This window comes from Arthrobacter koreensis (assembly GCF_035792275.1).
Taxonomy (GTDB): Bacteria; Actinomycetota; Actinomycetes; order Actinomycetales; family Micrococcaceae; genus Arthrobacter_B; species Arthrobacter_B koreensis_A.
In genome coordinates this window covers 35,284-59,213 of the sequence record NZ_JAMWKK010000018.1, presented here as the reverse complement: position 1 = coordinate 59,213, position 23,930 = coordinate 35,284, and the positions used below count along the sequence as shown (strand labels likewise).

21 protein-coding genes and 1 riboswitch are annotated in these 23,930 nt (G+C 67.3%); of the genes, 6 read left to right on the top strand and 15 right to left on the bottom strand.

Going from position 1 to position 23,930, the window contains the following annotated elements; translation table 11 throughout:
- Positions 1-168: 168 nt before the first annotated feature.
- A complete protein-coding gene (gene paaZ / locus NGB94_RS15725; protein ID WP_325791634.1) occupies positions 169-2,253 on the bottom strand; it encodes a phenylacetic acid degradation bifunctional protein PaaZ in 2,085 nt (694 codons plus the stop codon).
- Between the two features lie 278 nt (positions 2,254-2,531).
- Between paaZ and NGB94_RS15720 the strand changes: the two genes are divergently transcribed.
- Positions 2,532-3,518 carry an SGNH/GDSL hydrolase family protein gene (locus tag NGB94_RS15720; protein WP_325791633.1) on the top strand — a complete coding sequence of 329 codons (987 nt, stop codon included), beginning with the start codon at positions 2,532-2,534 and terminating at the stop codon, positions 3,516-3,518.
- Positions 3,519-3,598: 80 nt separating this feature from the next.
- On the opposite strand, the gene NGB94_RS15715 is transcribed toward NGB94_RS15720, so the two are convergent.
- Positions 3,599-4,645 (bottom strand): NAD(P)-dependent alcohol dehydrogenase, encoded by a 1,047-nt coding sequence (locus NGB94_RS15715; protein WP_325791631.1) that lies wholly within the window; start codon positions 4,643-4,645, stop codon positions 3,599-3,601.
- Positions 4,646-4,779: 134 nt separating this feature from the next.
- Positions 4,780-4,913, top strand: a riboswitch (SAM riboswitch).
- A gap of 15 nt (positions 4,914-4,928) precedes the next feature.
- Here NGB94_RS15715 and NGB94_RS15710 point away from each other — a divergent pair.
- On the top strand, positions 4,929-5,315 hold the full coding sequence (locus NGB94_RS15710) for a hypothetical protein (RefSeq protein WP_325791629.1): 387 nt from the start codon (positions 4,929-4,931) through the stop codon (positions 5,313-5,315).
- Here NGB94_RS15710 and NGB94_RS15705 read toward each other — a convergent pair.
- Complete coding sequence (locus NGB94_RS15705) at positions 5,312-6,049, bottom strand: tyrosine-protein phosphatase (protein WP_325791628.1); 738 nt, start codon at positions 6,047-6,049, stop codon at positions 5,312-5,314. The two genes, NGB94_RS15710 and NGB94_RS15705, sit on opposite strands and share 4 nt — an antisense overlap.
- 95 nt (positions 6,050-6,144) lie before the next feature.
- Here NGB94_RS15705 and NGB94_RS15700 point away from each other — a divergent pair, with 95 nt between their 5' ends.
- Both NGB94_RS15700 and NGB94_RS15695 read left to right on the top strand, forming a co-directional pair.
- Positions 6,145-6,948, top strand: coding sequence for a MerR family transcriptional regulator (locus NGB94_RS15700; protein WP_325791627.1), 804 nt, complete (start codon positions 6,145-6,147; stop codon positions 6,946-6,948).
- A 43-nt stretch (positions 6,949-6,991) separates the two neighbouring features.
- Positions 6,992-7,552, top strand: coding sequence for a hypothetical protein (locus tag NGB94_RS15695; protein ID WP_325791625.1), 561 nt, complete (start codon positions 6,992-6,994; stop codon positions 7,550-7,552).
- A 372-nt stretch (positions 7,553-7,924) separates the two neighbouring features.
- Here NGB94_RS15695 and NGB94_RS15690 read toward each other — a convergent pair whose 3' ends face one another.
- Genes NGB94_RS15690 through NGB94_RS15680 form a run of 3 tightly spaced genes read right to left on the bottom strand, consistent with a single transcriptional unit; the run spans position 7,925 to position 10,748 of the window.
- A complete protein-coding gene (locus NGB94_RS15690) occupies positions 7,925-8,773 on the bottom strand; it encodes a 3-hydroxyacyl-CoA dehydrogenase family protein (RefSeq protein ID WP_325791624.1) in 849 nt (282 codons plus the stop codon).
- Positions 8,770-9,537, bottom strand: a complete 768-nt coding sequence (locus NGB94_RS15685; protein ID WP_325791623.1) for an enoyl-CoA hydratase/isomerase family protein — start codon at positions 9,535-9,537, stop codon at positions 8,770-8,772. Before NGB94_RS15685 ends, NGB94_RS15690 begins: the two co-directional genes overlap by 4 nt.
- Positions 9,537-10,748, bottom strand: a complete 1,212-nt coding sequence (locus NGB94_RS15680; RefSeq protein ID WP_152226202.1) for a thiolase family protein — start codon at positions 10,746-10,748, stop codon at positions 9,537-9,539. The genes NGB94_RS15685 and NGB94_RS15680 overlap by 1 nt, the downstream gene beginning before the upstream one ends.
- A 212-nt stretch (positions 10,749-10,960) precedes the next feature.
- Here NGB94_RS15680 and NGB94_RS15675 point away from each other — a divergent pair, with 212 nt between their 5' ends.
- Complete coding sequence (locus NGB94_RS15675) at positions 10,961-11,401, top strand: VOC family protein (RefSeq protein ID WP_325791622.1); 441 nt, start codon at positions 10,961-10,963, stop codon at positions 11,399-11,401.
- 21 nt (positions 11,402-11,422) lie between these two features.
- On the opposite strand, the gene NGB94_RS15670 is transcribed toward NGB94_RS15675, so the two are convergent.
- Together NGB94_RS15670 and NGB94_RS15665 are read right to left on the bottom strand one after the other, a co-directional pair.
- Positions 11,423-12,181 (bottom strand): type II CAAX endopeptidase family protein, encoded by a 759-nt coding sequence (locus NGB94_RS15670; RefSeq protein WP_325791621.1) that lies wholly within the window; start codon positions 12,179-12,181, stop codon positions 11,423-11,425.
- A gap of 45 nt (positions 12,182-12,226) precedes the next feature.
- Positions 12,227-12,907, bottom strand: a complete 681-nt coding sequence (locus tag NGB94_RS15665; RefSeq protein ID WP_325791620.1) for a TetR/AcrR family transcriptional regulator C-terminal domain-containing protein — start codon at positions 12,905-12,907, stop codon at positions 12,227-12,229.
- A 153-nt stretch (positions 12,908-13,060) separates the two neighbouring features.
- On the opposite strand from NGB94_RS15665, the gene NGB94_RS15660 reads away from it, so the two are divergent.
- Positions 13,061-14,047 (top strand): NAD(P)-dependent alcohol dehydrogenase, encoded by a 987-nt coding sequence (locus NGB94_RS15660; protein WP_325791638.1) that lies wholly within the window; start codon positions 13,061-13,063, stop codon positions 14,045-14,047.
- A 14-nt stretch (positions 14,048-14,061) separates the two neighbouring features.
- Here the strand turns inward: NGB94_RS15660 and NGB94_RS15655 are convergent, their stop codons facing one another.
- From NGB94_RS15655 to NGB94_RS15625, 7 genes are read right to left on the bottom strand one after another with little or no spacing between them, the layout of a single operon-like run.
- Positions 14,062-14,931 (bottom strand): NAD(P)H-hydrate dehydratase, encoded by an 870-nt coding sequence (locus NGB94_RS15655; RefSeq protein ID WP_325791619.1) that lies wholly within the window; start codon positions 14,929-14,931, stop codon positions 14,062-14,064.
- Positions 14,915-15,640, bottom strand: coding sequence for a histidine phosphatase family protein (locus NGB94_RS15650; protein WP_325791618.1), 726 nt, complete (start codon positions 15,638-15,640; stop codon positions 14,915-14,917). Before NGB94_RS15650 ends, NGB94_RS15655 begins: the two co-directional genes overlap by 17 nt.
- 31 nt (positions 15,641-15,671) lie before the next feature.
- A complete protein-coding gene (locus NGB94_RS15645) occupies positions 15,672-16,913 on the bottom strand; it encodes a nitrate/nitrite transporter (protein WP_325791617.1) in 1,242 nt (413 codons plus the stop codon).
- 20 nt (positions 16,914-16,933) lie between these two features.
- Positions 16,934-17,782, bottom strand: coding sequence for a respiratory nitrate reductase subunit gamma (gene narI, locus NGB94_RS15640; protein ID WP_418910668.1), 849 nt, complete (start codon positions 17,780-17,782; stop codon positions 16,934-16,936).
- Positions 17,779-18,477, bottom strand: a complete 699-nt coding sequence (narJ, locus tag NGB94_RS15635) for a nitrate reductase molybdenum cofactor assembly chaperone (RefSeq protein WP_325791616.1) — start codon at positions 18,475-18,477, stop codon at positions 17,779-17,781. The genes narI and narJ overlap by 4 nt, the downstream gene beginning before the upstream one ends.
- Positions 18,474-20,150, bottom strand: coding sequence for a nitrate reductase subunit beta (narH, locus tag NGB94_RS15630; protein ID WP_325791615.1), 1,677 nt, complete (start codon positions 20,148-20,150; stop codon positions 18,474-18,476). The genes narJ and narH overlap by 4 nt, the downstream gene beginning before the upstream one ends.
- The gene (locus NGB94_RS15625; RefSeq protein WP_325791614.1) at positions 20,150-23,875 is read right to left on the bottom strand and encodes a nitrate reductase subunit alpha; all 3,726 of its coding nucleotides are present in this window, start codon (positions 23,873-23,875) and stop codon (positions 20,150-20,152) included. Before NGB94_RS15625 ends, narH begins: the two co-directional genes overlap by 1 nt.
- Between the last annotated feature and the right edge of the window lie 55 nt (positions 23,876-23,930).

The following is a 23,930-nucleotide window of genomic DNA, read 5'->3' as shown; positions in this document are numbered from 1 at the left end:
CACGAAGAACGCTGCTCTCTGCTCCGCGCTATGCCGCGGACGGGACTGCTTTCCTGATGAAACAGACACGGTCGTTGCAACTCCCGAAATTCTCAGGTGTTGCAACGACCGCTAGAACCCGCCCGCTTCTAACGGGCAGTTTCTGTGATCTCGATGTGTCGAGGAGGGCTAGGCGCGCTGCTTCTCCACGAGGGTCAGCACGTCGTAGGTCGCCACGATCTCATCGTTCTGGTTGTGCAGGACGGCGTCCCAGGCAACCTCGCCGTACTCGTCGGTCTCGCGCGGCGTGATGCGCTTGGCCGTCAGGGTGACGCGGATCGAATCGCCCGCGGCCACCGGAGTGATGAAACGCAGGTTCTCCAGGCCGTAGTTGGCCAGCACCGGTCCCGGTGCCGGCTCCACGAACAGTCCGGCACCCCAGGAGAGCAGCAGATAGCCGTGCGCCACGATGCCCGGGAAGAACGGGTTCGCTTCGGCGGCTTCCTGGTTGGTGTGCGCGTAGAACGTATCGCCCGTGCTGTTCGCAAAGGCGGTGATGTCTTCGAGGGTGACCTCGCGCAGCTCGGAAGCCATCGCGTCGCCGATCTTCAGCGTGGCCAGGTCCTTGCGGAAAGGGTGCGTCGCATCGAAGTTCTGGTCTGCGCCGGTGTGCCAGACGCCGGTTATGGCGGTCAGCATGTTCGGCGAGCCCTGGATCGCGGTGCGCTGCATGTGGTGCTTGACGGCGCGGATGCCGCCGAGTTCCTCGCCGCCGCCGGCACGGCCGGGTCCGCCGTGGACAAGGTGCGGCACGGGCGAGCCGTGGCCGGTGGAGCTGCGGGCGGTTTCCCGGTTCAGCACGTGCACGCGGCCGTGGTGCCCGGCGATGCCGGTGACAACTTCGCGGACGGTTTCCGGGTCGTTGCTGCAGACCGTGGCAACCAGCGAGCCGCCGCCCAGTGCAGCCAGGCGGACGGCGTCGGCGGTGTCTTCGTAGCCGACCACGGAGGAAACGGGGCCGAAGGCCTCCACGGAGTGCAGCGCCTCAGCCTCGGGGTTGTCCCAGGTCAGCAGGACCGGCGCCAGAAAGGCACCGTCTTCGGCGATGCGGCGGCTGCCGTCAGCCTGCACGGTTTCCGGGGCGTCCAGGCTGCCGAACGCGATCTTCGCACCGGCATCCAGGAGCGTCTGCACGGAGGAGCGGACGCCGTCGCGCTGCTCGACCGATGCCAGGGCGCCCATGGTGACGCCCTCGGCGCGCGGGTCACCGAGCACAACGCGTTCTTCGATGCGCTTGGCGGCGGCGGCAACGACGTCGTTCACCAGTGCCTTGGGCACAATGGCGCGGCGGATGGAGGTGCACTTCTGGCCGGCCTTGACCGTCATTTCGGTGACCAGCGACTTCACGTACGCGTCGAACTCCGGGGTGCCGGGAACAGCGTCCGGACCCAGGATGGAGGCGTTCAGCGAGTCGGTTTCGCTGGTGAAGCGCACGCCGCCTTCGACCACGTTGGTGTGGTTCTTCAGCTTGTTCGCGGTCGACGCCGAGCCGGTGAAGGAAACCATGTCCCGGTAATCGAGGTGGTCCAGCAGGTCCCGCGCGGAACCGGAGATCAGCTGCAGCGAACCGGCAGGCAGGATGCCGGATTCGATCATCATGCGCACGGCTGCTTCGGTGAGGTAGCCGGTGGGGGTGGCGGGCTTCACGATGGTGGGAACGCCGGCAAGGAAGGCCGGAGCGAACTTCTCCAGCATGCCCCAGACGGGGAAGTTGAAGGCGTTGATCTGCACGGCGACGCCCGGGATGGACGTGTAGACGTGCTCGCCGATGAAGGAGCCGTCCTTGGACAGGACCTCGGGGGTTCCGTCGATCACCACGGTGGAGTTCGGCAGTTCGCGCCGGCCCTTGGAACCGAAGGTGAAGAGCACGCCGATGCCGCCGTCGATGTCCACCATGGAGTCGATCTTGGTGGCGCCGGTGCGGGCGGAGATTTCGTAGAGTTCCGGGCGGCGGCCGTTGAGGTACTGGGCCAGTTCCTTCAGTTTCAGGGCACGCTGGTGGAAGGTGAGGCCGGCCAGTCCGCGGTGGCCCACGGTGCGGCCGTGCTCGACGGCGGCGGCGGTATCCAGGCCGTCGGTGCTGACCAGGGCGAGCAGTTCGCCGGTGGAGGCATCCCGGACTTCGGCGGAGCTGCCGGACGTGTTCTCCGGGGTCCACCATTCGTCCTGGACGAAGCTGGGGACGACTTGCACGTCTATGGCGGTTGAGGTCATCTTTGACGGACCCTTTCGATGCTGGACGTTCGTTTGCCGGTCCGGGCCGGTTCCGCTGGCCGCAGCTGCGGCGCAGGCCGATAACTGACCGGACGGTCGGTAATGAATCCAGCCTACATGAGAGTGCCGTGCGGCACATCACCCCGGGCGGAGCTGTCCTTACATTTCGTCCCCGCTCCCGCCCCTGCTGCCTTCGTGTTCCGCGCCCAGGGCACGGCCGTTACCGTGTTCGCTGACGCAGCACAGCACTGCGGACAACGACGGCGGAAGGCAAGGACATGTTCCAGTTGCGCAAGTGGGGGCGGGCAGCGGCGCTGCTGTCTGCCGGATGCCTGCTCACGGCAGGTTCCCTGGCGGTACCCGCGGCGGATACGGCGGCAGCCGGTTCCCCGCCTGGCTGGACAGCGGCCGGTGCAGGTGCCGGAGCCGACCGGGACCGCGGCCACCACGGACCCCACAAAGGCTGGGACAAGGGTGGCAAACGGACCGTCGATTATGTGGCGCTCGGGGATTCATATGCCGCCGGATTTGGCGGAGGAGCTGTCCTGGATGCCTGTGGCCGGACCGCGGAGGGGTACCCGGCGCTGCTGGACGCGCTGCCACGGATCGAACTGGATGCGGATGTGACCTGCGCCGGGGCCACGGCCGCGAGCACTCCGCCGGCGCCGCCGCCCGGACCCGTGGACCTTCCCGAGCAGATCTTCGCCCTGCAGGCGGCCGGCACCATCGACCGGAACACGGACCTGGTCACGCTGACGATCGGCGGCAACGACGTCCGTTTCACGGAGGTCGTTGCAGCGTGCGCCGGAGAGGCCCTTCCGGCCACCTGCGCACCGGCCCTGGCCGCGGCGCAGGCATATGCGGCAACTACCCTCGCTCCCCAGGTGCGCCAGTCGCTGCAGCAGCTGCGGGCCCTGGCCCCTCGGGCTGAACTGGTACTGGTCGGATATCCCCATCTCTTCGACGGGGCCGGCGTTCCAGGGCTGCTGACCGCAGAGGCGGCCGGCCTGTTCAACGCCGGCACGGACTCGCTGAACGCCGTGCTGGCGGCCCAGCTGCCGGACCGGCAGTCCACATACGTGGATGTGGTTGACGAGTTTGCCGGACACGGCGTGGGATCGGCCGATTCGTGGATCATCTTTGGCCAGGACCAGGCCAACCTGCACCCGAACGCGACGGGCTACCGGGAGGGTTACCTGGCCGCCATCACCGCCGACGTTGACCTGCATCCCGGCGGCGGCCATCCCTGCCGGGGCCGCCGCTGAGCTGGTCCGAAAACCCCGGCGGCACGACGGCGGGGCCCGCCAAACGCGGGCACCGCCGTCTCGCCTGGGATCCGGAAGGACTACTTCATATGCGGAACGACGACTGCGCGTCCGCTGAGTTCCCCGGCTTCCAGCTTGCGGTACGCCTCCAGCGCGTTGTCCATGCTGTAGAGCTCAACCTCGGGCTTGATCTGCCCCGCACGGTACATGGCGACCACCTCGTGGAGGTCCTCGATGGTGCCCCAGTAGGTGTTGGTGATGGTCGACTCGTAAGGCGTGGTGAAGAAACTCCACTCGTACGCGCCGCCTGCAATGCCAACCACGGTGAAGCGTGACTGCGGTGCCATTGATGCAGCCGCCGTCTTGATGGTTGGTCCGACCCCGACGAAATCGAATGCTGCGTCGACTCCGCGGCCGCCGGTGATTTCCCGGATCCGTTCCACCTGGCCTTCGCCGCCGGGCACCACGACGGCGCCGGCAGCTTCAGCCCGCTTCATGGCATCTTCCTTCATGTCCGTCGCGATCACGGTGGCACCGGTGAGCGCCTTCAGGATCTGCACGGCCATCTGGCCGAGGCCGCCCAGGCCAATGACCAGGGCGTACTTGCCGCCGCCGGCGAGGTTCGGCAGGGAGTTCTTGATCGCGTGGTACGGCGTCAGGGCTGCATCCGAGAGCGGAGCCGCAGCAACGGGGTCCGCGTCACCCAGCGGCACCAGGTTCCGGACCGGGGCTACCAGGTATTCGGCCATGCCGCCGTCGCGCCCCAGGCCCATGCCCAGGTACGGCATCTCTGCTGCGTTCTCGCAGTAGGTGTCCTGCCCGCGGGAGCAGGCCTTGCAGTGGCCGCAGCCCACGGGACCGTAGACCAGGTAGGCGCCGCCGATTTCAACGCCGGATACCCCTTCACCGAGCTCTTCGACCCAGCCGGAGTTCTCATGGCCAAGGACGAATCCCGGCGGAATCGAGCCCGGGGCGCCTTCGGCGAAGTCCTTGTAGAGTGCCACGTCGGAATGGCATGCACCAGCGCCTGCCACCTTCAGCAGAACCTCTCCCGGTCCCGGCTTCGGCCTTTCAACTTCGGTCAGGGACGGGAAAGTCTGCCACTTCTCAAATACAACTGCACGCATGATGCCTTCTTCTTTGAATCGGTTCAGTGGAGTTGACCCACTCCCTTCACCATACATGCGTTCGCATGCACTTGCTCCGGGTCCTGCGCCCTCCCATATACCGCTGTCCCTGCCACCTGCTAACGTAACTACTGCTTCACGAGACATGGCCTCCGCACCCTCCCGGGTATGGAAAAGCTCCGACTGGCCATGCACCAACCCCACTGTTCGGCGGGTGGTTCGGATGACGAAGCGGCCCGCGTCCAACCGGAGCGGGCAAGGACACTCCCACGAAGGACACGCTGTGATTCCCTCCAGTGACCCGCGCTGCACCGCTTTCTACCCCGGCCACAAGATCCACTGGATCCACGGCGGCCGTCTCATGGGGTACGACGACTGGATCGACGTCGAGGTCCACGCCGACCCGGAACTCGACCTGATCTACCTGGTCCTGGACGGCGAGCAGCAGCTGATGTGGCACCACGACGTTCCGCTGGTCGCAGAGGCGCTGGCGGCCAGCCCTGGCCAGCCCCAGTGGTGCCAGCGGTACTCCTCGCTGATGGTCCCCGGCGCGTACGAGGGCCGGAACCGGAGCTCTTTTTTCTACTTAGCCACAAGTGAGCGGGTGGTTCCCTGCCGCGGCCGGGAGCCCCGGCGTGACGTGACCATGCAGGACCAGGGCTCCGCCTAGAAGTCCAGCAGCCGGGACCGGAGCCGGGTGAGGACATCTTCACCGGCGCCGGCCCGGCGCAGGAAGGCCGCGGCGTCGAAATCCTGCAGGAAACCCAGCAGCTCCCCCTCCGCAGCATCTGCACGGGCGGCAAGTTCGGCGTCGTCCAGCGGGCGTTCCCGCGGCTGCTGCTGCTTTCGGTGCCAGTCGTTGATGCCGGTCAGCGCTGCACGGTAGTCGGCGGCGATATCCGCCGGCTGCACCCCGGCCACGCCAAGCAGGAGCGCCGCCACCAGTCCGGTGCGGTCGCGTCCGGCGGAGCAGTGGATTACGACGCCGCCGGGCGGGGCCTCCGCGACGGCTGCGGCGATTGCCGCGAACTTTTCCGGCCAGCGGCGCAGGTTCTCCGGATAAAAGCGCGGTGAGCTCATGTACGGCCCGGTCAGCGCCGTGAAGTCCGGGTCGTCGGGTTCCTGGGTGGGAAGGTTCAGGAACCGGATGCCGTGGTGTGCCGACGGCGGGAGGACGGGGTCGGTGTCCCGCCGGCCAATCTCTCCGCCGTTGCGCAGGTCGATGACGGTGCGGACACCGGCCTGCTGCGCCTGCTGCCAGCCGCGGGCGGTGAGCCATTCGGAGCGGCCCATCCGGTAGATCCGGCCCGGCTGCACGCAGCCGTGTTCCGCCGGGATTCCGCCGAGGTCCCTGGCGTTCGCGGCGCCTTCCCAGTCCACGCTGCGGTTCCCCGGAGTACTCATGCCTCCAGCCTAGGCGGAGCCGCTCCCCGGCGTGTTGGCACGCCCCCGGCAGCGATACTTGACTCTGACACTGTGGAAGGCAGGAGAACTGGAGCATGTTATCCATTGGAGCGTTCGCGCAGATCGGCCAGGTAACCCACCGCATGCTGCGGCACTGGGACACCGCCGGGCTGCTTGTTCCCGCCCACGTGGATGAGTTCAGCGGCTACCGTTCCTACGACCCGTCGCAGCTTGACCGGCTGCACCGGATCGTGGCCCTGCGTTCCCTTGGCTTTGGCCTGGACGATATCTCCGCGATGCTCGCTTCCGGGGTGGACTCGGGCCGGATCGCCGGCCTGCTTCGCCTGCGGCGGGCAGAGGTCGCGGAAGAGGCGCGGATAGCAGCGGCACGGCTCATCGACGTTGAGCGCAGGCTCCACCTCATAGAAAAGGAAAATGCCATGGCCCAGATCGAGATCATTGAAAAACCGCTTCCTGCCGTCCGGCTCGCTGCCCACACTGCCGTGGTGGCCGAACAGCCCGAGGTCCCCGGCGTCGTCGGACCGCTCTTTGACAGTGTTGCCGCTCTGCTGGCCCCGTCCGGCTCACCGGCCGGCGTACCCGTGGCGCAGTACGACATGGGAGAGGACGGCATGCGGATCATCGCCGGCTTTGCGAGCTCCGGTCCCATTCCCGACGGCGCCGAGGAAGTTCAGCTGCCGGCTGTTCCGGCAGCGGTCTGCGGAGTCCATCTTGGTTCGATGGAGCATATCGGCGAGAGCTGGCAGGCAGTCCACGCCGAGATCATTGCCCGCGGTTTTACCCTCTCTGGCCCGTGCCGGGAGGTATATCTGCGTTCGGAGTCCGAGGACCAGTCAGATTGGGTGACTGAACTGCAGCAGCCCGTCACCGGGGCGTAGTCCCGGCTGCATGCCGGCAGGCGCGTCAGCAGAGGAGGTATCGGTGGACAAAACCGGGATCCGGCTGTGGTGGCTGCCGGTAGGCGCCGGCGGACACGTGGTGATCCACACCAGCCGGTGGTGGGAGCGCTGGCGTACCCTGCGCGAAGGGCGCAGCCCCCGGCCGCTGTTCCACGCCGCACTGGAAATCCTGGTCCCGGACGGTCGCTACGCCGTCGAAATGGCACCGGCCTGGGGCCCGGGCGCCGGCGGACCCGGGGTGGTGGCCACGGGACCGGTCGGTTTCCGGGCTCTGGTGCGTTCTCGGTTCTTCCGGTATGAGGTGCGGTGCTGGCGCGACGGGGTCATCCCCGACCTCGCGTACGCTCCGGAAGCGCCGGTGGTGTTCAACCTGGCCGCATCCGACGCCGCGGCACTGCTTGCGCGCGTTCCCCAGGTTCCCCTGCGGGTGTGGGGCGCCAAAATGGCCGGCGGTGACATGTGGAACTCGAACTCACTGGTGTCCTGGCTGCTGCAGACGTCGAATATCGACGCCGCTGCCCTGTCACCCCCGAACGGGGGCCGGGCGCCGGGGTGGCTTGCCGGTATTGATGCCGCCGGGTGACAGTCCCCGGCGGCCTGCCCTGTCCCCCACCGCGGCAGCGCCCCGGCAGCTGACGCCCGGAACTCACTATGCTGCACCGGCAAAAGCGGCAGACCGGTTCGAAAATGCACCCGGGTCAACCTTCGGGGAGATGACGTCGCTTAGCGCCGCCCCCGGAAATGCTTTGGGCAGATAATGCTCCTTTCAGCCTCCCTAAACAGCGCTGTCTCCCCAAAGGATGCGGGCCGCACATCCTTAAGCGCGTTAGCTCCCCAAAGGTTTCAGCGGAACCCAGTTAGAGATGACCGGCGCAGGCGGAGGTGCCAAAGCAGCCCGTTAACTGCGGCAGCCCGCATCCCCCCAACGAGATGCGGGCTGCCGCCCTGCGGAAAACTAGCTCCAGTCGAAGAAGCCCTTGCCGGTCTTGCGGCCGAGTTCGCCGCGGGCAACCTTGTCCCGCAGGATCTGCGGCGGCTCGAAGCGCGGACCAAGAGTAGAGGCGAGGTACTCGGCGATGCCCAGCCGGACGTCCAGGCCTACGATATCCGTGGTCTTCAGCGGACCGGTCGGGTGCTTGTAGCCCAGCACCATAGCGGCGTCGATGTCTTCGGCGGACGCTACGCCCTCCTCGACCATGCGCATGGCCTCGAGGGCAATTGCTACGCCAAGCCGGGAGCTGGCGAAGCCGGGAGCATCATTGACGACGACGGGCGTCTTGCCCAGGTCGGTGACCCACGTCCGGGCGGCGGAAGCGAGCTCCTCGGAGGTCTGCTTGCCCAGGACCACCTCGATCAGGGTAGAAGCGGGAACCGGGTTGAAGAAGTGCAGCCCGCAGAACCTCTCCGGCCGCTGCAGCTTCTCTGCCAGTTCCGAAACGGACAGCGAGGAGGTGTTCGACGCGAGCCAGGCATCGGCGTCGAGCTGTTCCTCCACAGCCGTCAGTGCGGTGGCCTTCAGCGAGAAGTCTTCCGGAACTGCCTCGACTACCAGGCCGGAGCCGGCAAAATCGGCGTAGTCGGTGGACACGCTCAGGCGGGCCGTCAGCGCTTCGAGGGTCTCTTCCGTGGTGCCACGCTCAACGCTTTTGGCGAGGTTGCCGGCTACGCGCTCGTAGGCGGCCTTCGCTGCCTCGTCGTCGCGCTCGACGACGACGACGGAGGCGCCGGCGGTGCAGAAGGCGTGGGCGATGCCCGCGCCCATGCGGCCGCCGCCGAGGACACCAACCTTGGAGGGAACTGTCATTTCTTTTTCTTCCTTTCCAGGAAAGCCTGCATGCGGTCGAACTTCGCCTCGGACTCGAAAAGGATGCCCTGGGCAAGGGTGTCGATCACGGGGTGCGCCTCGGCGGGCGCAGCGAACACGGACTTGGTGATACGTACGGCCAGCGGGTCCTGCTTGGCGATCCGGTCGGCCAGTGCGTTGGCCGCTGCCAGCAGCTGATCTGCCTCATGGATTTCGGTGACCAGGCGGGCGGCAAGGGCTTCCTCGGCGTTCAGGATCCGGCCGGCAAGGAGGATTTCCTTGGCCAGCGGTTCCCCGACTAGTTCCTTCAGGCGCCAGGTGGCTCCGGCCGCAGCCATGATGCCAAGGGAGGTTTCCGGGTTGCCGATCTTCACCGACGGGGTGCTGATGCGGAAGTCGGCGGCGAAGGCCAGTTCCGCTCCCCCTCCCAGCGCAAAACCGTCCAGCGCGGCGATGACCGGCATGGGCAGCTTGGCGATGCGGTGGAAGATGGTGGAGTTGATCCCGCGCAGGGCGTCCTCGCGGCGGCGTTCGCGCAGCTGGGCAATGTCCGCGCCGGAGGCGAAAATGCCGTTGGTTCCGGAGAGGATCAGGATCTTCGGATTGTGCTCCAGCTCGGCGCAGAGGGCATGCAGTTCATCGACCATGGTCTGGTCAATGGCGTTTCGGACCTCGGGCCGGTTCAGGACCGCGGAGATGCGGTCTTCCCTGATGGTGACCTTGAGCGTGGTGAAGTGCGCGGAAACCTCCGCGAAGTCCGGCACTACACGGCCTCGATCAGCATGGCGGTTCCCTGCCCGACGCCGACGCACATGGTCGCGATGCCGTGTGAGGCACCTTCGCGTTCCATGCGGCCCAGCAGGGTGATGGCGATCCGGGAGCCGGAGGAGCCGAGCGGGTGGCCGAGGGCGATGGCGCCGCCGTCGTTGTTCACGATTCCTTCGTCGACGCCGAGGCGGCGGATGCAGGCCAGGGACTGGGTGGCGAAGGCTTCGTTGAGCTCGAAGGCGCCCACCTGGTCCAGGCTGATGCCGCTGCGCTGCAGGACTTTCTGCGTGGCCGGAACCGGGCCGATGCCCATGATTTCGGGCGGGACACCGGCGGAAGCGCCGTCGACGATCCGCGCGCGGGCGGTGAGCCCGTATTCCTTGATGGCGCGCTCGGAGGCGATGATGATGGCCGATGCGCCGTCGTTCAGGGAGCTGGCGTTGCCGGCGGTGACGATGCCGCCCGGCTTGACCACGGGGCGCAGCTTGGAGAGGACTTCCAGGGTGGTGCCTTCACGGGGCCCTTCGTCGGTGTCCACGACGGTGTCGCCCTTGCGGCCCTTGATGGTGACGGGGACGATTTCATCCTTGAACCGTCCGGCGGCGATGGCGGCCAGTGCCTTTTCGTGGGAGCGGACGGCGAACGCGTCGGCGTCTTCGCGGGAAATGCTGTCCGTGGAGGCCAGTTCCTCGGCCGTTTCAGGCATGGAGTAGGTCATCTTGCCGTCGCGGGAAAGGTCGCCGGAAACGAAGCGTTCGTTGGCGAAACGCCAGCCGATCGAGGTGTCGAAGGTGTCCCCGGGCTTGGCGAAGGCCTTGGTGGGCTTTTCTGTGACCCAGGGGGCGCGGCTCATGGATTCGGTGCCGCCGGCAATGACGATGTCCGCGGCGCCGGCCTTGATCATGTGCGAGGCCATGATGATGGCGGACAGGCCCGAGGCGCACAGGCGGTTGACCGTGATGCCCGGAACCGTGTCCGGGAAACCGGCGAGCAGGGCGGCCATGCGGGCTACGTTGCGGTTCTCTTCGCCTGCACCGTTGGCGTTGCCGAGGATGACTTCGTCGACGACGGCGGGATCCAGGCCTTCGCGGGCAACGAGTTCGCGCAGCGTCAGTGCTGCCAGGTCATCGGGACGGACGCTGGACAGCGCACCTCCGTAGCGGCCCACCGGAGTCCGCACTCCGCCAACGAGAAAAGCCTCAGCCATGTCTGCTCCCAAAGAGTTGCCAGTTCGCCGCAGGGCTCCACTGCCCGCACGGCTGCCGGATTTACCGACCAATCGTTCTATAAACAATCGCAGAACGGGCGGGGGCGGTCAAACAGGTGACGAACATCGAGATGGCAGAGCATCACCATTGCGGACGGCAGTTGTCCGCAAACGCGGGACGCGGGACGCGGCGCTGACTTAGGTTGGGCCGTATGGCATACGACATCCAGATCTGCATCGACTGCGAGAACGCCCACGCCCAGGCTGACTGGTGGGCAGAGACCCTCGGCTGGCCGGTTGAGGAGACCAACCAGGACTTCATCGACGAGATGCTCGCCAAGGGTTTTGCTTCCCCGGACGACGTCATCGACCACAACGGAACCCGAATGTGGGCGGCCGGATCAGCGGTCCTGCAGCCGGTTCCACCCGGCTCACCTGTGGCGCCCATGCGCATCCTGTTCCAGCCGGTGCCGGAACCCAAGACGGTCAAGGACCGGATCCATCTGGACATCCGGCTTTCAGGGGATGACATCAACGCCACCCGGGCGGCCCTCGAAGCCCGCGGGGCCAAGTTCCTCTGGGAAGCCAGCCAGGGCCCGCACCTCTGGTACACCATGGCTGATCCGGAAGGCAACGAGTTCTGCATCAGCTAAGCGGGATGCCGGCCGCTGCCGTTACTGCTGCAGCAGCTCCGCCGGCACGGCATAGGTGAGCACCACGGCCAGCAGGTTCTTCGCCGCATGCACAAAGTAGGACAGCATGAAGTTGTTGCCTGCCCAGAGGTAGACGCCCACCAGGACGGCCCCCATCGCCAAGTACGGGACCAGCACGGCCAGGGAGAACTCGGCCTCCCCAAGAACGTGGATACCGGAGAACACCAGCACGGAGAGCAGGCTGCACACCCAGATGTTCAGGCGCTTCGAGAGCTTGCCGATCAGCAGGTGGCGGTAGATGTACTCCTCCACAAACGGCGCGAGCACGACAAACAGCGGCACGATCAGCCAAGGCGACACCGACATCATCAGGTCCTGTGCCGCCACCTGGTTCACCGCGGTTTCCGGCGGACCGGTGAGCAGCACCAGGATCATGGTGGCCACCAGCATTGCGATGATGGACAGCGGAATTACTGCCAGCGTCAGCCACGGCCGGGTCGCCAGGATGCGGGTCTCACGCACCACATACGCCCGGGAGGCTGCGAATGCGAGAATTCCAGCGACCAGATAGAACGTGAAGTTCACCGCATACGACGCCGTAACCGGGTCCTGGATCACGGCCGTCACGGCCAGTGCTGCGGGGGTGAGGCTCAGCAGGGCCATCGCTGCAGCATAGAAGCCCAGCGCCGCGCCGTCGGCCCTTGAGAACCTGTAGGACAGCGGCGGCTCCTGCAGGACGGTTCGGCGGCCGGAACGGGCCGGGAGATCAGGTGTTGCCATCAATCCACAGTATCGGCCCGGCGGCGCGCAGGCATTAGTCCCCGGCTATTCCGACGCCGGTTCCCCCTCGCGGGCCAGGAGGCGTTCCAGCCCGTCGAGAATGACCCCAAGGCCGAATCCGAACTCGTCGCCGAAGGCGTAGGCCGGCTGCATCACCCGGTACATGGCCGTTTCAGCAAGATACGGCAGGTCGGACGGCGCGAAGGACCGCGCCATCGCGGCCACCACCTCGGGGTCTGAGTCCGGGGTGCCAACCGGCAGGCCGGCTTCCTGCAGTGCGAACCCGTAGATATAGCTGTCCAGCAGGGCATACGCATGCCCCGCACCCTCGATGCTGAAGCCTGCCTGCCGCAGCACACGCAGCACGGCATTGTGGTGCTGCAGGGTTGCAGCCCCTGGAGACGTGCGCGTTTCCAGCAGCCCGACCGACCACGGATGCCTGCCCAGGGCACTCCGCAGGGATGCAGCCCGGCGTTCCATTTCCCGGCGCCACGGCCCGTCCGAGGGGAGGGGGACTTCCGCGAAGACAATGTCCACCAGCCCGTCCAGGATCTCCTCCTTGTTGGCGACGTGGTGGTAGAGCGACATGGGCTTGACCCCCAGCGCCTGGGCCAGTGAGCGCATGGTGAGCGCGCCCAGCCCGCCGTCATCAGCGAGTTCGACGGCGCGGCGGAGCACCAGTTCGCGGGTCAGCGGCGGGCGGGAGGGGTCCGGGCGTTGATTCATTTGCGCCAACTCTACCGTTCCCGTACTTAGTACGGTAGGTTCTGCCTTACTAAGTACGGCTTGAACGGCAAAGGACGACTTATGTTTGGAATGCATTCCCGCCCTCCGCGTAGCCAGAGCGCGCCGCACCTAGCTGCGGCCCTGCCCGCAGAGATGCGGGCGGTGATCCAGAACGGCTATGGCGGACCGGAGGTCCTTCGGCTGCAGATGGTCCCCCTGCCGGATATCGCAGACACAGAGGTCCTCGTGCAGGTGTACGCCGCCGGACTCGCCAGGGGAACCTGGCACGTCATGACGGGCAGGCCGTACCTGCTGCGGGCGTTCTTCGGCCTCCGCAGCCCGCGCCGGCCGGTCGCGGGGCTGAACCTTGCCGGCGTCGTGACAGCCGCCGGTGCCGCCGTCACACGGTTTCAGCCCGGCGACCGGGTCTACGGGATCGGAAAGGGCACTTTCGCCGGCTACGCGGCAGCGCCCGAACACAAACTGGCTCCCATACCGGCAGGCCTGGATTTCGAACAGGCCGCCGTGGTTCCGGTTTCCGGGCTGACCGCCCTGCAGGCGGTGGCCGACGTCGCGAAGGTCTCCAGCGGGCAGCGGGTCCTCATCACCGGTGCCTCCGGCGGAGTGGGCAGCCTGGCTGTCCAGCTTGCGGTTGCAGCCGGAGCGGAGGTCACCGGTTCGTGTTCCGCAGCCAAGGCGGACTTTGTGCGGGCCCTCGGGGCAAGCCGCGTGCTCGACTACCGGACAGAGGACTTCGCGGCATCCCCGGACGCCTACGACGCGATCATCGATCTTGCCGGCAATCCTCCGCTCGCCAGGCTTCGGCGGGCCCTGAAACCCGGCGGCACTGCCGCACTGGTGGGCGGCGAAGAGGGCGGCAGGGTGACCGGAGGAATGATCGAGCGCCAGCTGGCCGGGGGTGTCCTCTCCCTGCTTGACCGGGGCCGGCGGCGGTTCGGGAATGTTCTTGCGAAGGAGAGCGGCACGGAACTACAGCGCCTCAACGGCCTGCTGGAATCCGGCGCAGTTCTTCCATCCATCGACAGCCGGTTCCCCCTCGCCGAGGCCCGGGCTGCCATGGAACGCCTCGAATCCGGCACGGTACAGGGCTCCATCGTCCTGACGGTCCGGCAGGATTAGAGGCCGGTACGGCCCTAGACCGTCAGTTCCGTCATCACCGAGGGCATGGCCTCAAGCAGTTCGCTCGCCAGGAAACTCAGCGGCCCCTTCGAGGAAGAAAGCCTGTCCCCCGCGGCGGCGTGCAGGTACGTTCCCCAGCAGGCAGCCTGGTCCGGGGAGGCTCCGCGGGCCAGGAATCCTGCCACGGCTCCGGCCAGGACGTCTCCGCTGCCGGAAGTTGCCAGGCCGGGGTTGCCGGCCGGGACCTCCCAGGCACGTCCGTCGGGGGCGGTGATCCGTCCCTTGCTCGTGACCACAGCGCCGTATCGGCGGGCGATTTCCAGGGCAGCGGCGTCGGCGTCCTCCACCTCACCGGTGTCCAGCAGGCGTGCGGCCTCCGTGCGGTTGGGGGTGAGCACCAGCCGGCCGGAGAGCAGTTCCCGCAGTTCGGGCAGCCCCGGCAGGACGCCAAGGGCGTAGGCGTCCAGCACTACTGATGCTTCCTTCGGGATTCCGGAGCTGATGCTGCGCAGCAGGTCCGCGGTGTCCTCGGCGTTGTCCAGCCCGGGGCCCACCACCAGGACGTCCGCGGTTTCCAGGTCGGTGCCCAGCGCGTCGGCCGCAGCTTTGCCGTTGATCCGCCCGCCGTTTTCCGGGAGCCCGACGGTGCCGCACTCGGGCAGCGAAACGGCGGAGGCGACGGCGGCTGCTTCGGCCACGGCGAGGGTCAGCCGCCCGGCGCCGGCCCGCAGCGCCGTCCTGCCGGTGAGAATCGCGGCTCCGGGCGTCCGGCGGGCACCGCCGATCACCAGGACCGTCCCGCGGTCGTCCTTCCCTTCGGCGTCGCGGGATACCTGCCAGGAGCGCAGCAGCGCGGGGGTGACCAGCTCAGCGCGGGTGGACATTTTCATCTCCTGCATGCTCGGTGACCGGGGCGCCGCCCGCGGCCAGATGGTCCACGCCGTTGAAGGCTGCCACGTTCCAGAAACCGGTGCCGGAGGGACGCACCAGGCGGGTAATTGACCCGTTGCGCACACTGTTCGCCGAGGCGATGTCCAGCAGTTCGGCTTCCAGCAGGCCCTCACAGACGTACCGCAGCAGCAGGATCACCGCGTCATGGCAGACCACGGCGACGCGGTGCCCGTCCTCGGCGTCGTCCAGGTCCCGCAGCAGCGAGCGCAGCCGCAGGGCGACGTCCGCCCAGGATTCTCCGCCCGGCGGACGGTAGGCGAATTTCCCCAGCCACTGTTTGCGTTCTGCTTCCACCGGATAGCGTGCGGCGACCCCCCGGGAGGTCAGCAGGTCAAGGATTCCCAGTTCGCGGTCCCGCAGCCGCTCGTCCACCCGGAACGGGGACAGTCCGGCCAGTTCGGCTGTCTGGCGGGCCCGCAGGTACGGCGAACACCAGACGGAGTCCGGCCGCTCTTCGCCGGGCAGGGAAGCCAGCCAGGCACCCAGCGCCACCGCCTGCCGCTCTCCGTCACTGCTCAGCGGTACGTCCGGGTCGCGGAGCCCGACGTCGATCACTTCGGCACCGGTGCGCTGGGCATGTGTCGCGGCGACGTTGCCGGCGCTCTCGCCGTGACGGATGAGGATCAGCTCTGTTGCACCCATCGTCCGACTCTACTCCGGACCCGCTTCGGGCCTAGGCCTGCGGCTGCGAAGCGAGCCTTTCGTCGGTTCTTCCGCCGTTGCGCACCGTGAAGGTCAGCAGCAGGGCCAGCGCCGCGAAGACCGCCAGCAGGGTGAGGCCCACAAAGTAGCTGGAGTTCTCGGCGTCGTAGGTTGCTCCCATGACCAGCGGCGGGAAGTAGCCGCCCAGCCCTCCGGCGGCGGCAATGATCCCGCCGACGGTGCCCACGTCCTTCGGCGGGGCGGCCCGCCCCACCCAGGCGAAGACTCCGCCGGTACCCAGCCCAAGGAAGACCGCCATGAGCAGGAACGCCGTTCCGTAGACCCGCTCCTGGCTGGGCTGGAAGGCCACCACCATGGCCAGGACCACGGTGCCGGCAAAGGAAATAAGCGTCACGATCTTGGGGCCGACCCGGTCCGCTATGGTTCCGCCGATGGGCCGGGCGATCACCGCGGCGACGGCGAAGCCTGCCGTCCGCGTCCCCGCGTCCGTGGCGTCCCAGTTATAGACGTTGCCCAGATAGGTGGGGAGGTAGTTGGAGAACGCCACGAATGCGCCGAAGACTATGCCGTAAAGGAAGCACAGCTGCCAGGTGGCCTTCAGCGTAAACGCGTGCCGGATCTTGGGCAGTGTCGGTTCGGTGGGACGGCTCCAGGCCGGGGATTCGCGGAGCACCAGCCAGCTGATCACGGCCATCAGCGCCACCACCCCGGCAATGATCAGGTGGGCGTTGAAATACCCGACGCCGGCAACCAGCCGGGGCGTAAAGAACGCGGACACTGCTGTGCCCACCATGCCGGCGCCGAAGACCCCGGTGGCGAAGCCTTTCCGGCTGCGGTCATACCAGGCGGAGCAGAATGGAATCCCGATCGCGAAGACGGTGCCGGCGATGCCGAGGAAAAAGGCGACGATGATCAGCAGGGCGTAGCTGCCCGATTCACCGGCGAGCGCGGTGAGCAGGACCAGGGGCGCAGTGACGCCCAGGACGAGCGTGAACATGCGCCGGCCGCCGTACCGGTCGGTCCAGGCGCCCACCGGAATCCGGGCCAGGGAACCCACCAGGATGGGCATGGCCACCAGGATGGAAGCCTGGGAAGGATTCAGGTCCAGGGACTGGGTGTAGCGGGCGGAGAGCGGACCGATGATGGTCCAGGCCCAGAAGCCCACGGTGGAGGCCAGGGTGGCCGTGATCAGGTTCAGCAGCTGTCCCGACTTCAAGTCCGGGGCGGCAGATGCGGATGGTGCCGATGCCATGGCTGTCCTCTCCGTGGTCCTTACTGCGGGGGAACGCCCCTGCGGTCCCGGTCCGGCGTGCCGACCGGAGCCCAGCCGCGGCGCGGGGGCACCGCCCCGGGTGCCTTCCGCTTCCCGCGGGAGCGGTAAACGATGTACGGGCGGAAGATGTACTGCAGCGGCGCGGTGAACGCGTGCACCAGCCGGGTGAAGGGCCAGATCGCGAACAGCGCCAGGCCCCACAGGGTGTGGATCTTGAAGGACAGGCTCGCGGCGGTCATCGCTGCAATGTCCGGCTGGAAGATAAAGATGGACCGGAACCACGGCGAGACGGTTTCGCGGTAGTCGGTGATGTTGGGATCGAACACCGAAATCAGGGTGGTGGCCAGCCCGGCGAACAGCGCCGCGACCAGGACGATGTACATCAGCTTGTCGTTGCGGGTGGTGGCCATGAACACAGGTCCGGTGGTGCGCCGGCGGTAGATCAGCATGACCACGCCCACCATGGTTCCAATGCCGGCAATGAGCCCGATCCCCAGGGCCATGGCGTGGTACAGGCCCTCGGAAATGCCTGCCTCCTTGGTCCAGGACTGCGGAATCACCAGGCCGATGAAGTGCCCGGCGATCACCGCCAGGATCCCGAAGTGGAACAGCGGGGAGGCGATGCGCAGGATGCGGGCTTCGTAGAGCTGGGAAGACCGCGTGGTCCAGCCGAACTGGTCATACCGGTACCGCCAGATTGACCCCAGGACCAGGACGGCGATCACCACGTAGGGCAGCACGCCCCAGAGCATGACGTCGCCCAGGGTGACCTGGACGTTCTCCGGCGGGGCGACATCCGCGGGCAGGGAGGCGGACGGCCCGGCAGGCAGCATCACGGCGCTTCTCATGGCCGGTTCCTTTCGGACAGGGGCAGCAGCCGGGAGCTGTACGGTTCAAGGCCCACGGACTCGGTGGGCGGACCGTAGCCCGCGGTGCGCATCACGGTCTGGGCGTCTTCCGGTGAGACACCGGGGAGGGTGGAGCAGACCAGGGCCAGCACATGGGTGTGGGGCAGGTCCGCGTCCCGCAGCGCCAGGCGCAGCAGTTCCAGGGACGGCCGGTAGCGCTGGAGCAGCTCATAGCCGTCCGCCGGGGACACTTTGGCTGCGAACTCCAGGACCAGCGGAAGGTAGTCCGGCAGTTCCGTGCCCTCCGGGAGCATGCCGTGCTCCCGGTAGACCTCCTTGAAGGCCGCGAGCGCCTGGCCTCTCCGCCGGGTGTCGCCGTCGGTCCAGTACGTCAGGTGCAGGCTGTGCCGTTTGGAGAGGTCGAACTCCTGGACGTAGCTGCTCTGCAGGGCAGGCAGGGGCCGTGCGGAGAACCAGTTCAAAAGCTCCTCCATACCCGGGGTCAGCGCCCCGGCTTCGGCCAGTGAGGTGCGCAGCAGCGGCAGCGACGCCAGCAGGTCCTCATCCGGATATTGCAGCAGCAGCGAGGCCGCCTGGCGGACGAGGGCGCTGCGCCGGGGATTGCTGTCCGCATAGGCTTCCGGGGCCATGGTGCCCTTGCCGGGTTTGCCCAGCAGCTTCTCCAGCAGGCTCATGGGCGCTCGCCCCCGTTGCCCTGCCCGGGCGGGAACAGCCCGCGCGGGGATCCCCGGCCGTCCCAGTTCAGCAGGTTCACCCGCCCGGTCATGTCCCGGTTTCCGGCCGGGTCATCCCCCTGCTGCCTGGCCTCGAGGGCTGCGAAGTTCTCCACCGCAACTGGCATGGGCCGCCCTGAGGCCTCCCCGAACACCCCGGTCTGGCCCATGCCGGGCCCGCCGTCGGTGTCCAGCGAGCAGCCAATCTCTTCCAGGTTGTGGGCGTCCTCCAGGTGGGCGCTGGGGATGACGTACCGCTCCTCGTACTTGGCCACGGCCATGAGGCGGTACATCCGGACGATTGATTCGCCGGTCATGCCCACATCCGTGGCAATCGATTCGTCCGGGGCGTCGCCGAGGGTGATGTTGCGCATGTAGGCGCGCATGGCAGCCAGTTTTCGCAATACCGCCGTCACCAGGTCCGCGTCCCCTGCGGTGAACAGTTCCGCGAGGTATTCAACCGGGATGCGCAGCGCCTCAATGGCGCCGAACAGGTTGGAGGCGTCCTCGCCGTCGTGCCCCTGTTCCTTGAGCACGTCCACGATCGGGGACAGCGGCGGGACGTACCAGACCATGGGCATGGTCCGGTATTCAGGATGCAGCGGCAGCGCCACGCGCAGTTCCTTGGCCAGGGCGTACACCGGTGACCGGCGGGCTGCGTCCAGCCAGTCCTCGGGGATGCCTTCGGCCCGGGCGGCGGCGATGACTTCCGGATCGTTCGGATCCATCATCAGGTCCAGCTGGGCCTCGTACAGGTCCTGCTCGTTAGGTGTGGCCGCCGCCTCGGTGACGCGGTCGGCGTCGTACAGGAAAATGCCGATGTACCGCAGCCGGCCCACGCAGGTCTCCGCGCACACGGTGGGCAGCCCCACTTCGATCCGGGGATAGCAGAACGTGCACTTCTCCGCCTTGCCGGAGCGGTGGTTGAAATACATCTTCTTGTACGGGCAGCCGGTGACACACTGCCGCCACCCGCGGCAGCGGTCCTGGTCCACCAGCACAATCCCGTCTTCCTCCCGTTTGTAGATGGCTCCGGAGGGGCAGGAGGCCATGCAGGACGGGTTGAGGCAGTGCTCGCAGATCCGCGGCAGGTAGAACATGAACGTCTGGTCGAACTCGAACTTGACCTTCTCCTCGGCGTCCCGGCGGAGCTTCTCCACCACCGGGTCCTGCTGCGCCCGCTCCGGAGCACCGCCCAGATTGTCATCCCAGTTCGCCGACCATTCGATCTTCATGTTCTGCCCGGTAATCAGGGACTTGGGCCGGGCCACCGGGAAATCGCTGCCGGCCGGTGCCTGGATGAGGTTCTCGTAGTCGTAGGTCCAGGGCTCGTAGTAGTCGCTCAGTTCGGGCTGCACCGGAGAGGCGAAGAGGCCAAAGAGCTTCGCGGCCCGTCCGCCCGACTTCAGCCTGAGGTTCCCGCGCCGGTTCACTTCCCATCCGCCGCGCCATTTCTCCTGGTCTTCCCAGCGCCGCGGATACCCCTGGCCGGGCCGGGTCTCAACGTTGTTGAACCACACGTATTCGGTGCCTGCCCGGTTGGTCCACGCCTGCTTGCACGTCACCGAACAGGTGTGGCAGCCAATGCACTTGTCCAGTGCCATGACCATTGCCGTCTGCGCCATGATCCTCATCAGAAATTCACCTCCTGCGAGCGCCGGCGGACCACGGAGACTATGTCCCGCTGGTTGCCCGTGGGGCCCAGGTAGTTGAAGGCCCAGGACAGCTGGGCGTAGCCGCCGATCATGTGGCTGGGCTTGACCAGAATGCGTGTAACCGAGTTGTGGATTCCGCCGCGCCGCCCGGTGGCCTCGGACTTGGGGGTATCGATAATGCGCTCCTGGGCGTGGTGGACGTACACCACCCCGGCGGGCATCCGGCTGGAGACGATGGCCCGGCCCACCAGCACCCCGTTGGTGTTCACGCATTCCACCCAGTCGTTGTCCGCGACCTGGATCAGTTCCGCGTCCTGCGGGCTCATCCACACTGCCGTGCCGCCGCGGGAAAGCGAGAGCATAAAGAGGTTGTCCTGGTATTCCGAGTGAATGGACCACTTGTTGTGCGGGGTCAGGTACCGCACGGCCACGGACAGCTCGCCCCGGGTGCCCAGCTGGGGTTCCCCGAAGAGCCGGTGCATGTCCAGCGGCGGCCGGAACACCGGCAGCGCCTCCCCCATGTCCCGGATCCAGTCGTGGTCCAGGAAGAAGTGCATCCGCCCGGTCAGGGTGTGGAAGGGCTTAAGCCGTTCAATGTTGATGGTGAACGGGGCGTAGCGCCTGCCGCCGGACTCCGAACCGGACCATTCCGGGGAGGTGATCACCGGCGTCGGGCGGTCCTGGGTGTCGCGGAAGGTGATGATTTTGTCTTCCGCGCCGACCGCCAGGTCAGCCAGCGGCGTGCCGGTGCGCTGTTCCAGGGTCTCGAAGCCCTGGACGGCCAGTTCCCCGTTGGTGGTGCCGGAGAAGAGCAGGATTGCCTCCGCCATCCGGGCATCGGTGTCCACCGCGGGCCTGCCGCGGGCGGCACCGGAATCGAAGACACCGTGTTTCTGCGCTAGCTGCCGCACCTGCTTGTCCACCTTGTAGGTGACGTATTTGGTGGTGAACCCCAGCTTTTCCGCCAGCGGGCCCATGGCCGTGAACTTGTCCGCGATGGCCGTGTAATCCCGTTCGACGACGGCGAGGCTGGGCATGTTCTTCCCCGGCACCGCCGGAATGTCCGTGCCTTTCCAGTCCGGGGCATGGCCGCCGGGCTGGGCGATCTCCCCCGGAGTGTCGTGGGTCAGGGCGGTGGCCACCAGGTCGTTCCGGACGCCCAGGTGCGTGGCAGCCTGCCGGGAGAACTCCACGGAGAGCAGCCGGAACAGCTCGAAGTCCGATTTCGCTTCCCAGGGCGCGGGGATCGCCGGGGTGAACGCGTGCACGTACGGGTGCATGTCTGTGGAGGAGAGGTCGTATTTCTCGTACCAGGTGGCGGCCGGGAACACGACGTCGGAAAGCAGGGTGGAGCTGGTCATCCGGAAGTCGGCGGAAACCAGCAGGTCGAGTTTGCCCTGCGGTGCTTCTTCCCGCCACACCACGTCCTTCGGCCGGGCGTCGCCGTGGTCGGTGCCCAGCACGTTGTTCAGCGTGCCGAGCAGGTGTTTCTGGAAGTACTCCTCGCCCTTGGCCGAGGACCCAAGCAGGTTGGACCGCCAGAGGATGAGGGTGCGCGGCCAGTTCTCCGGCGCGTCAATGTCCTCCACCGCGAACCGCAGCTGCCCGTCCTTCAGCCGGTCTGCCACCCAGCGGGCCGGTGTTTCGGCTTCCCCGCGTTCGACGCCGGCCGCCGCCTCGTCTGCCACGTCCAGAGAGTTCTTCGCATCAAACTGCGGAAAGAACGGCATCCAGCCCATCCGGGTGGACTTGGCGATCACGTCCGCCGAGTGCATGCCGCGCAGGTGGCCTTCCGCCAGCGGGGACTGCACGCCGTCCGTGGAGTAGCCGTCGGAGCGGAACTGGTCCGTGTGCATGTACCAGAACGCGGTGCCGATCATAAAGCGCGGCGGACGGTTCCAGTCCCCTGCCGAGGCCATTGCGGCCCAGCCGGTGATGGGCCGGCACTTCTCCTGGCCCACGTAGTGCGCCCAGCCGCCGCCGTTGCGTCCCTCGCAGCCGGTGAGCATCAGCATGGCCAGGATCGCCCGGTAGGTCACGTCCCCGTGGTACCACTGGCAGATCCCGGCACCGAGGATGATCATGGACCGGCCACGGGACTTTTCAGCGTTGGCCGCGAAGTCCCGGGCGGTGCGGATCACCGCCGAGGGTTTGACGGAGGTCAGCTCCTCCTGCCAGGCCGGCGTGTAGGCGGTGGCGGCGTCGTCGTACCCTGCGGCCCAGTCGCCGGGCAGCCCGTCCCGGCCCACCCCGTACTGGGCCAGCATCAGGTCAAAGACCGTGGTGACCTTCTTCCCGGCGACCTGGGCCACCGGCACGCCGCGGTGCACCACGGTCCCGGTGCCGGAGGGATCGGAGAACACCGGCAGGTCCACCCCGGATATGGTCCCGCTCCAGCCGGCGGCGTCGCCCAGGGACAGCGCGGGCACCACGCCGCCAAGGTCCAGGTTCCATTTGCCGGCGTCGGCGTCGTTGTACCGAAAGCCCAGCGATCCGTTGGGCACCACAGGCGCACCGGTGGCCCGGTCCAGCAGCACGGTCTTGAACGCGGCGTCGGCGGCCGAAGCCTCTCCGCCGCCCAGGTCCTGTGCGGTGAGGAACTTGCCGGGCACGGTGGTCCCGCCGGGTCCGTCCACCAGGGTGACCAGGAACGGCAGGTCCGTGTACTGCAGCACGTAGTCCTCGAAGAACGGCACCCGCCGGTCCACGAAGTTCTCCTTGAGGATCACATGCCCCATGGCCATCGCCATGGCAGCGTCGGACCCGGCCTGCACCGGCAGCCACTCGTCGGCGAACTTGGTGTTGTCCGCATAGTCCGGGCTGACGGAGACCACCTTGGTTCCGCGGTAGCGTCCTTCCACCATCCAGTGCGCGTCCGGGGTGCGGGTCACGGGAATGTTGGAGCCCCACATCATCAGGTAGGTCGCGTCCCACCAGTCCCCGGATTCCGGCACGTCCGTCTGGTCACCGAAGACCTGCGGGGAGGCGACGGGCAGGTCCGCGTACCAGTCATAGAAGCTGTTCATCACCCCGCCGATCAGGTTGATGAACCGTGCCCCCGCAGCGTGGGAGACCATGGACATCGCCGGGATCGGGGAGAACCCGGTGCAGCGGTCCGGGCCGAAATTCTTGATCGTGGCAACGTGCGCGGCCGCAGTCATTTCCACGGCTTCCTGCCAGCTGGACCGCACCAGCCCGCCTTTGCCCCGGGCCTGCTGCCAGGTGCGGCGCTTCTCGGGATCAGCCACCAGGACTTCCCACGCCAGCACCGGATCGCCGCCGGAAGCGCGTTTGGCTTCCCGGTACATTTCAAGCAGCACGCCGCGGATGTAGGGGTAGCGCACGCGGGTGGGCGAATAGGTGTACCAGGAGAACGCGGCGCCGCGCGGACAGCCGCGCGGTTCGTATTCCGGCCGGTCCGGACCCACTGTGGGATAGTCCGTTTCCTGCGCTTCCCAGGTGATGATCCCGTCCTTGACGTAGACCTTCCAGGAACAGGACCCGGTGCAGTTCACCCCGTGCGTGGAACGGACCACCTTGTCGTGGCTCCACCGGTTCCGGTAGAACGCGTCGCCCTTCCGTCCGCCTTCACGGAAGACAGCACGGCCGTCGGACGTCTCATCCCAGCGGGTAAAGAACCTGCCGAGTTTCAGGAGTGCATCGGAAGCGGGGCCGTCTGTCCCCGTCACGGAGCTGCTAGCCATTTCTTCAAGCTACGCGCCGGGCTCCGGAGCCAACAGCATGCAGGCGGATTCTGGT

Excerpts from the sequence above, each read along its gene's own strand:
- NGB94_RS15690 (WP_325791624.1), bottom strand. The coding sequence starts at position 8,773 with ATGACAGTTCCCTCCAAGGTTGGTGTCCTCGGCGGCGGCCGCATGGGC.
- NGB94_RS15660 (WP_325791638.1), top strand. The coding sequence starts at position 13,061 with ATGCGGGCGGTGATCCAGAACGGCTATGGCGGACCGGAGGTCCTTCGG.
- NGB94_RS15650 (WP_325791618.1), bottom strand. The coding sequence starts at position 15,640 with ATGGGTGCAACAGAGCTGATCCTCATCCGTCACGGCGAGAGCGCCGGC.
- NGB94_RS15665 (WP_325791620.1), bottom strand. The coding sequence starts at position 12,907 with ATGAATCAACGCCCGGACCCCTCCCGCCCGCCGCTGACCCGCGAACTG.
- NGB94_RS15670 (WP_325791621.1), bottom strand. The coding sequence starts at position 12,181 with ATGGCAACACCTGATCTCCCGGCCCGTTCCGGCCGCCGAACCGTCCTG.
- NGB94_RS15625 (WP_325791614.1), bottom strand. The coding sequence starts at position 23,875 with ATGGCTAGCAGCTCCGTGACGGGGACAGACGGCCCCGCTTCCGATGCA.
- paaZ (WP_325791634.1), bottom strand. The coding sequence starts at position 2,253 with ATGACCTCAACCGCCATAGACGTGCAAGTCGTCCCCAGCTTCGTCCAG.
- narH (WP_325791615.1), bottom strand. The coding sequence starts at position 20,150 with ATGAGGATCATGGCGCAGACGGCAATGGTCATGGCACTGGACAAGTGC.
- NGB94_RS15715 (WP_325791631.1), bottom strand. The coding sequence starts at position 4,645 with ATGCGTGCAGTTGTATTTGAGAAGTGGCAGACTTTCCCGTCCCTGACC.
- NGB94_RS15720 (WP_325791633.1), top strand. The coding sequence starts at position 2,532 with ATGTTCCAGTTGCGCAAGTGGGGGCGGGCAGCGGCGCTGCTGTCTGCC.
- NGB94_RS15645 (WP_325791617.1), bottom strand. The coding sequence starts at position 16,913 with ATGGCATCGGCACCATCCGCATCTGCCGCCCCGGACTTGAAGTCGGGA.
- NGB94_RS15700 (WP_325791627.1), top strand. The coding sequence starts at position 6,145 with ATGTTATCCATTGGAGCGTTCGCGCAGATCGGCCAGGTAACCCACCGC.
- narJ (WP_325791616.1), bottom strand. The coding sequence starts at position 18,477 with ATGAGCCTGCTGGAGAAGCTGCTGGGCAAACCCGGCAAGGGCACCATG.
- narI (WP_418910668.1), bottom strand. The coding sequence starts at position 17,782 with ATGAGAAGCGCCGTGATGCTGCCTGCCGGGCCGTCCGCCTCCCTGCCC.
- NGB94_RS15675 (WP_325791622.1), top strand. The coding sequence starts at position 10,961 with ATGGCATACGACATCCAGATCTGCATCGACTGCGAGAACGCCCACGCC.
- NGB94_RS15705 (WP_325791628.1), bottom strand. The coding sequence starts at position 6,049 with ATGAGTACTCCGGGGAACCGCAGCGTGGACTGGGAAGGCGCCGCGAAC.
- NGB94_RS15655 (WP_325791619.1), bottom strand. The coding sequence starts at position 14,931 with ATGTCCACCCGCGCTGAGCTGGTCACCCCCGCGCTGCTGCGCTCCTGG.
- NGB94_RS15680 (WP_152226202.1), bottom strand. The coding sequence starts at position 10,748 with ATGGCTGAGGCTTTTCTCGTTGGCGGAGTGCGGACTCCGGTGGGCCGC.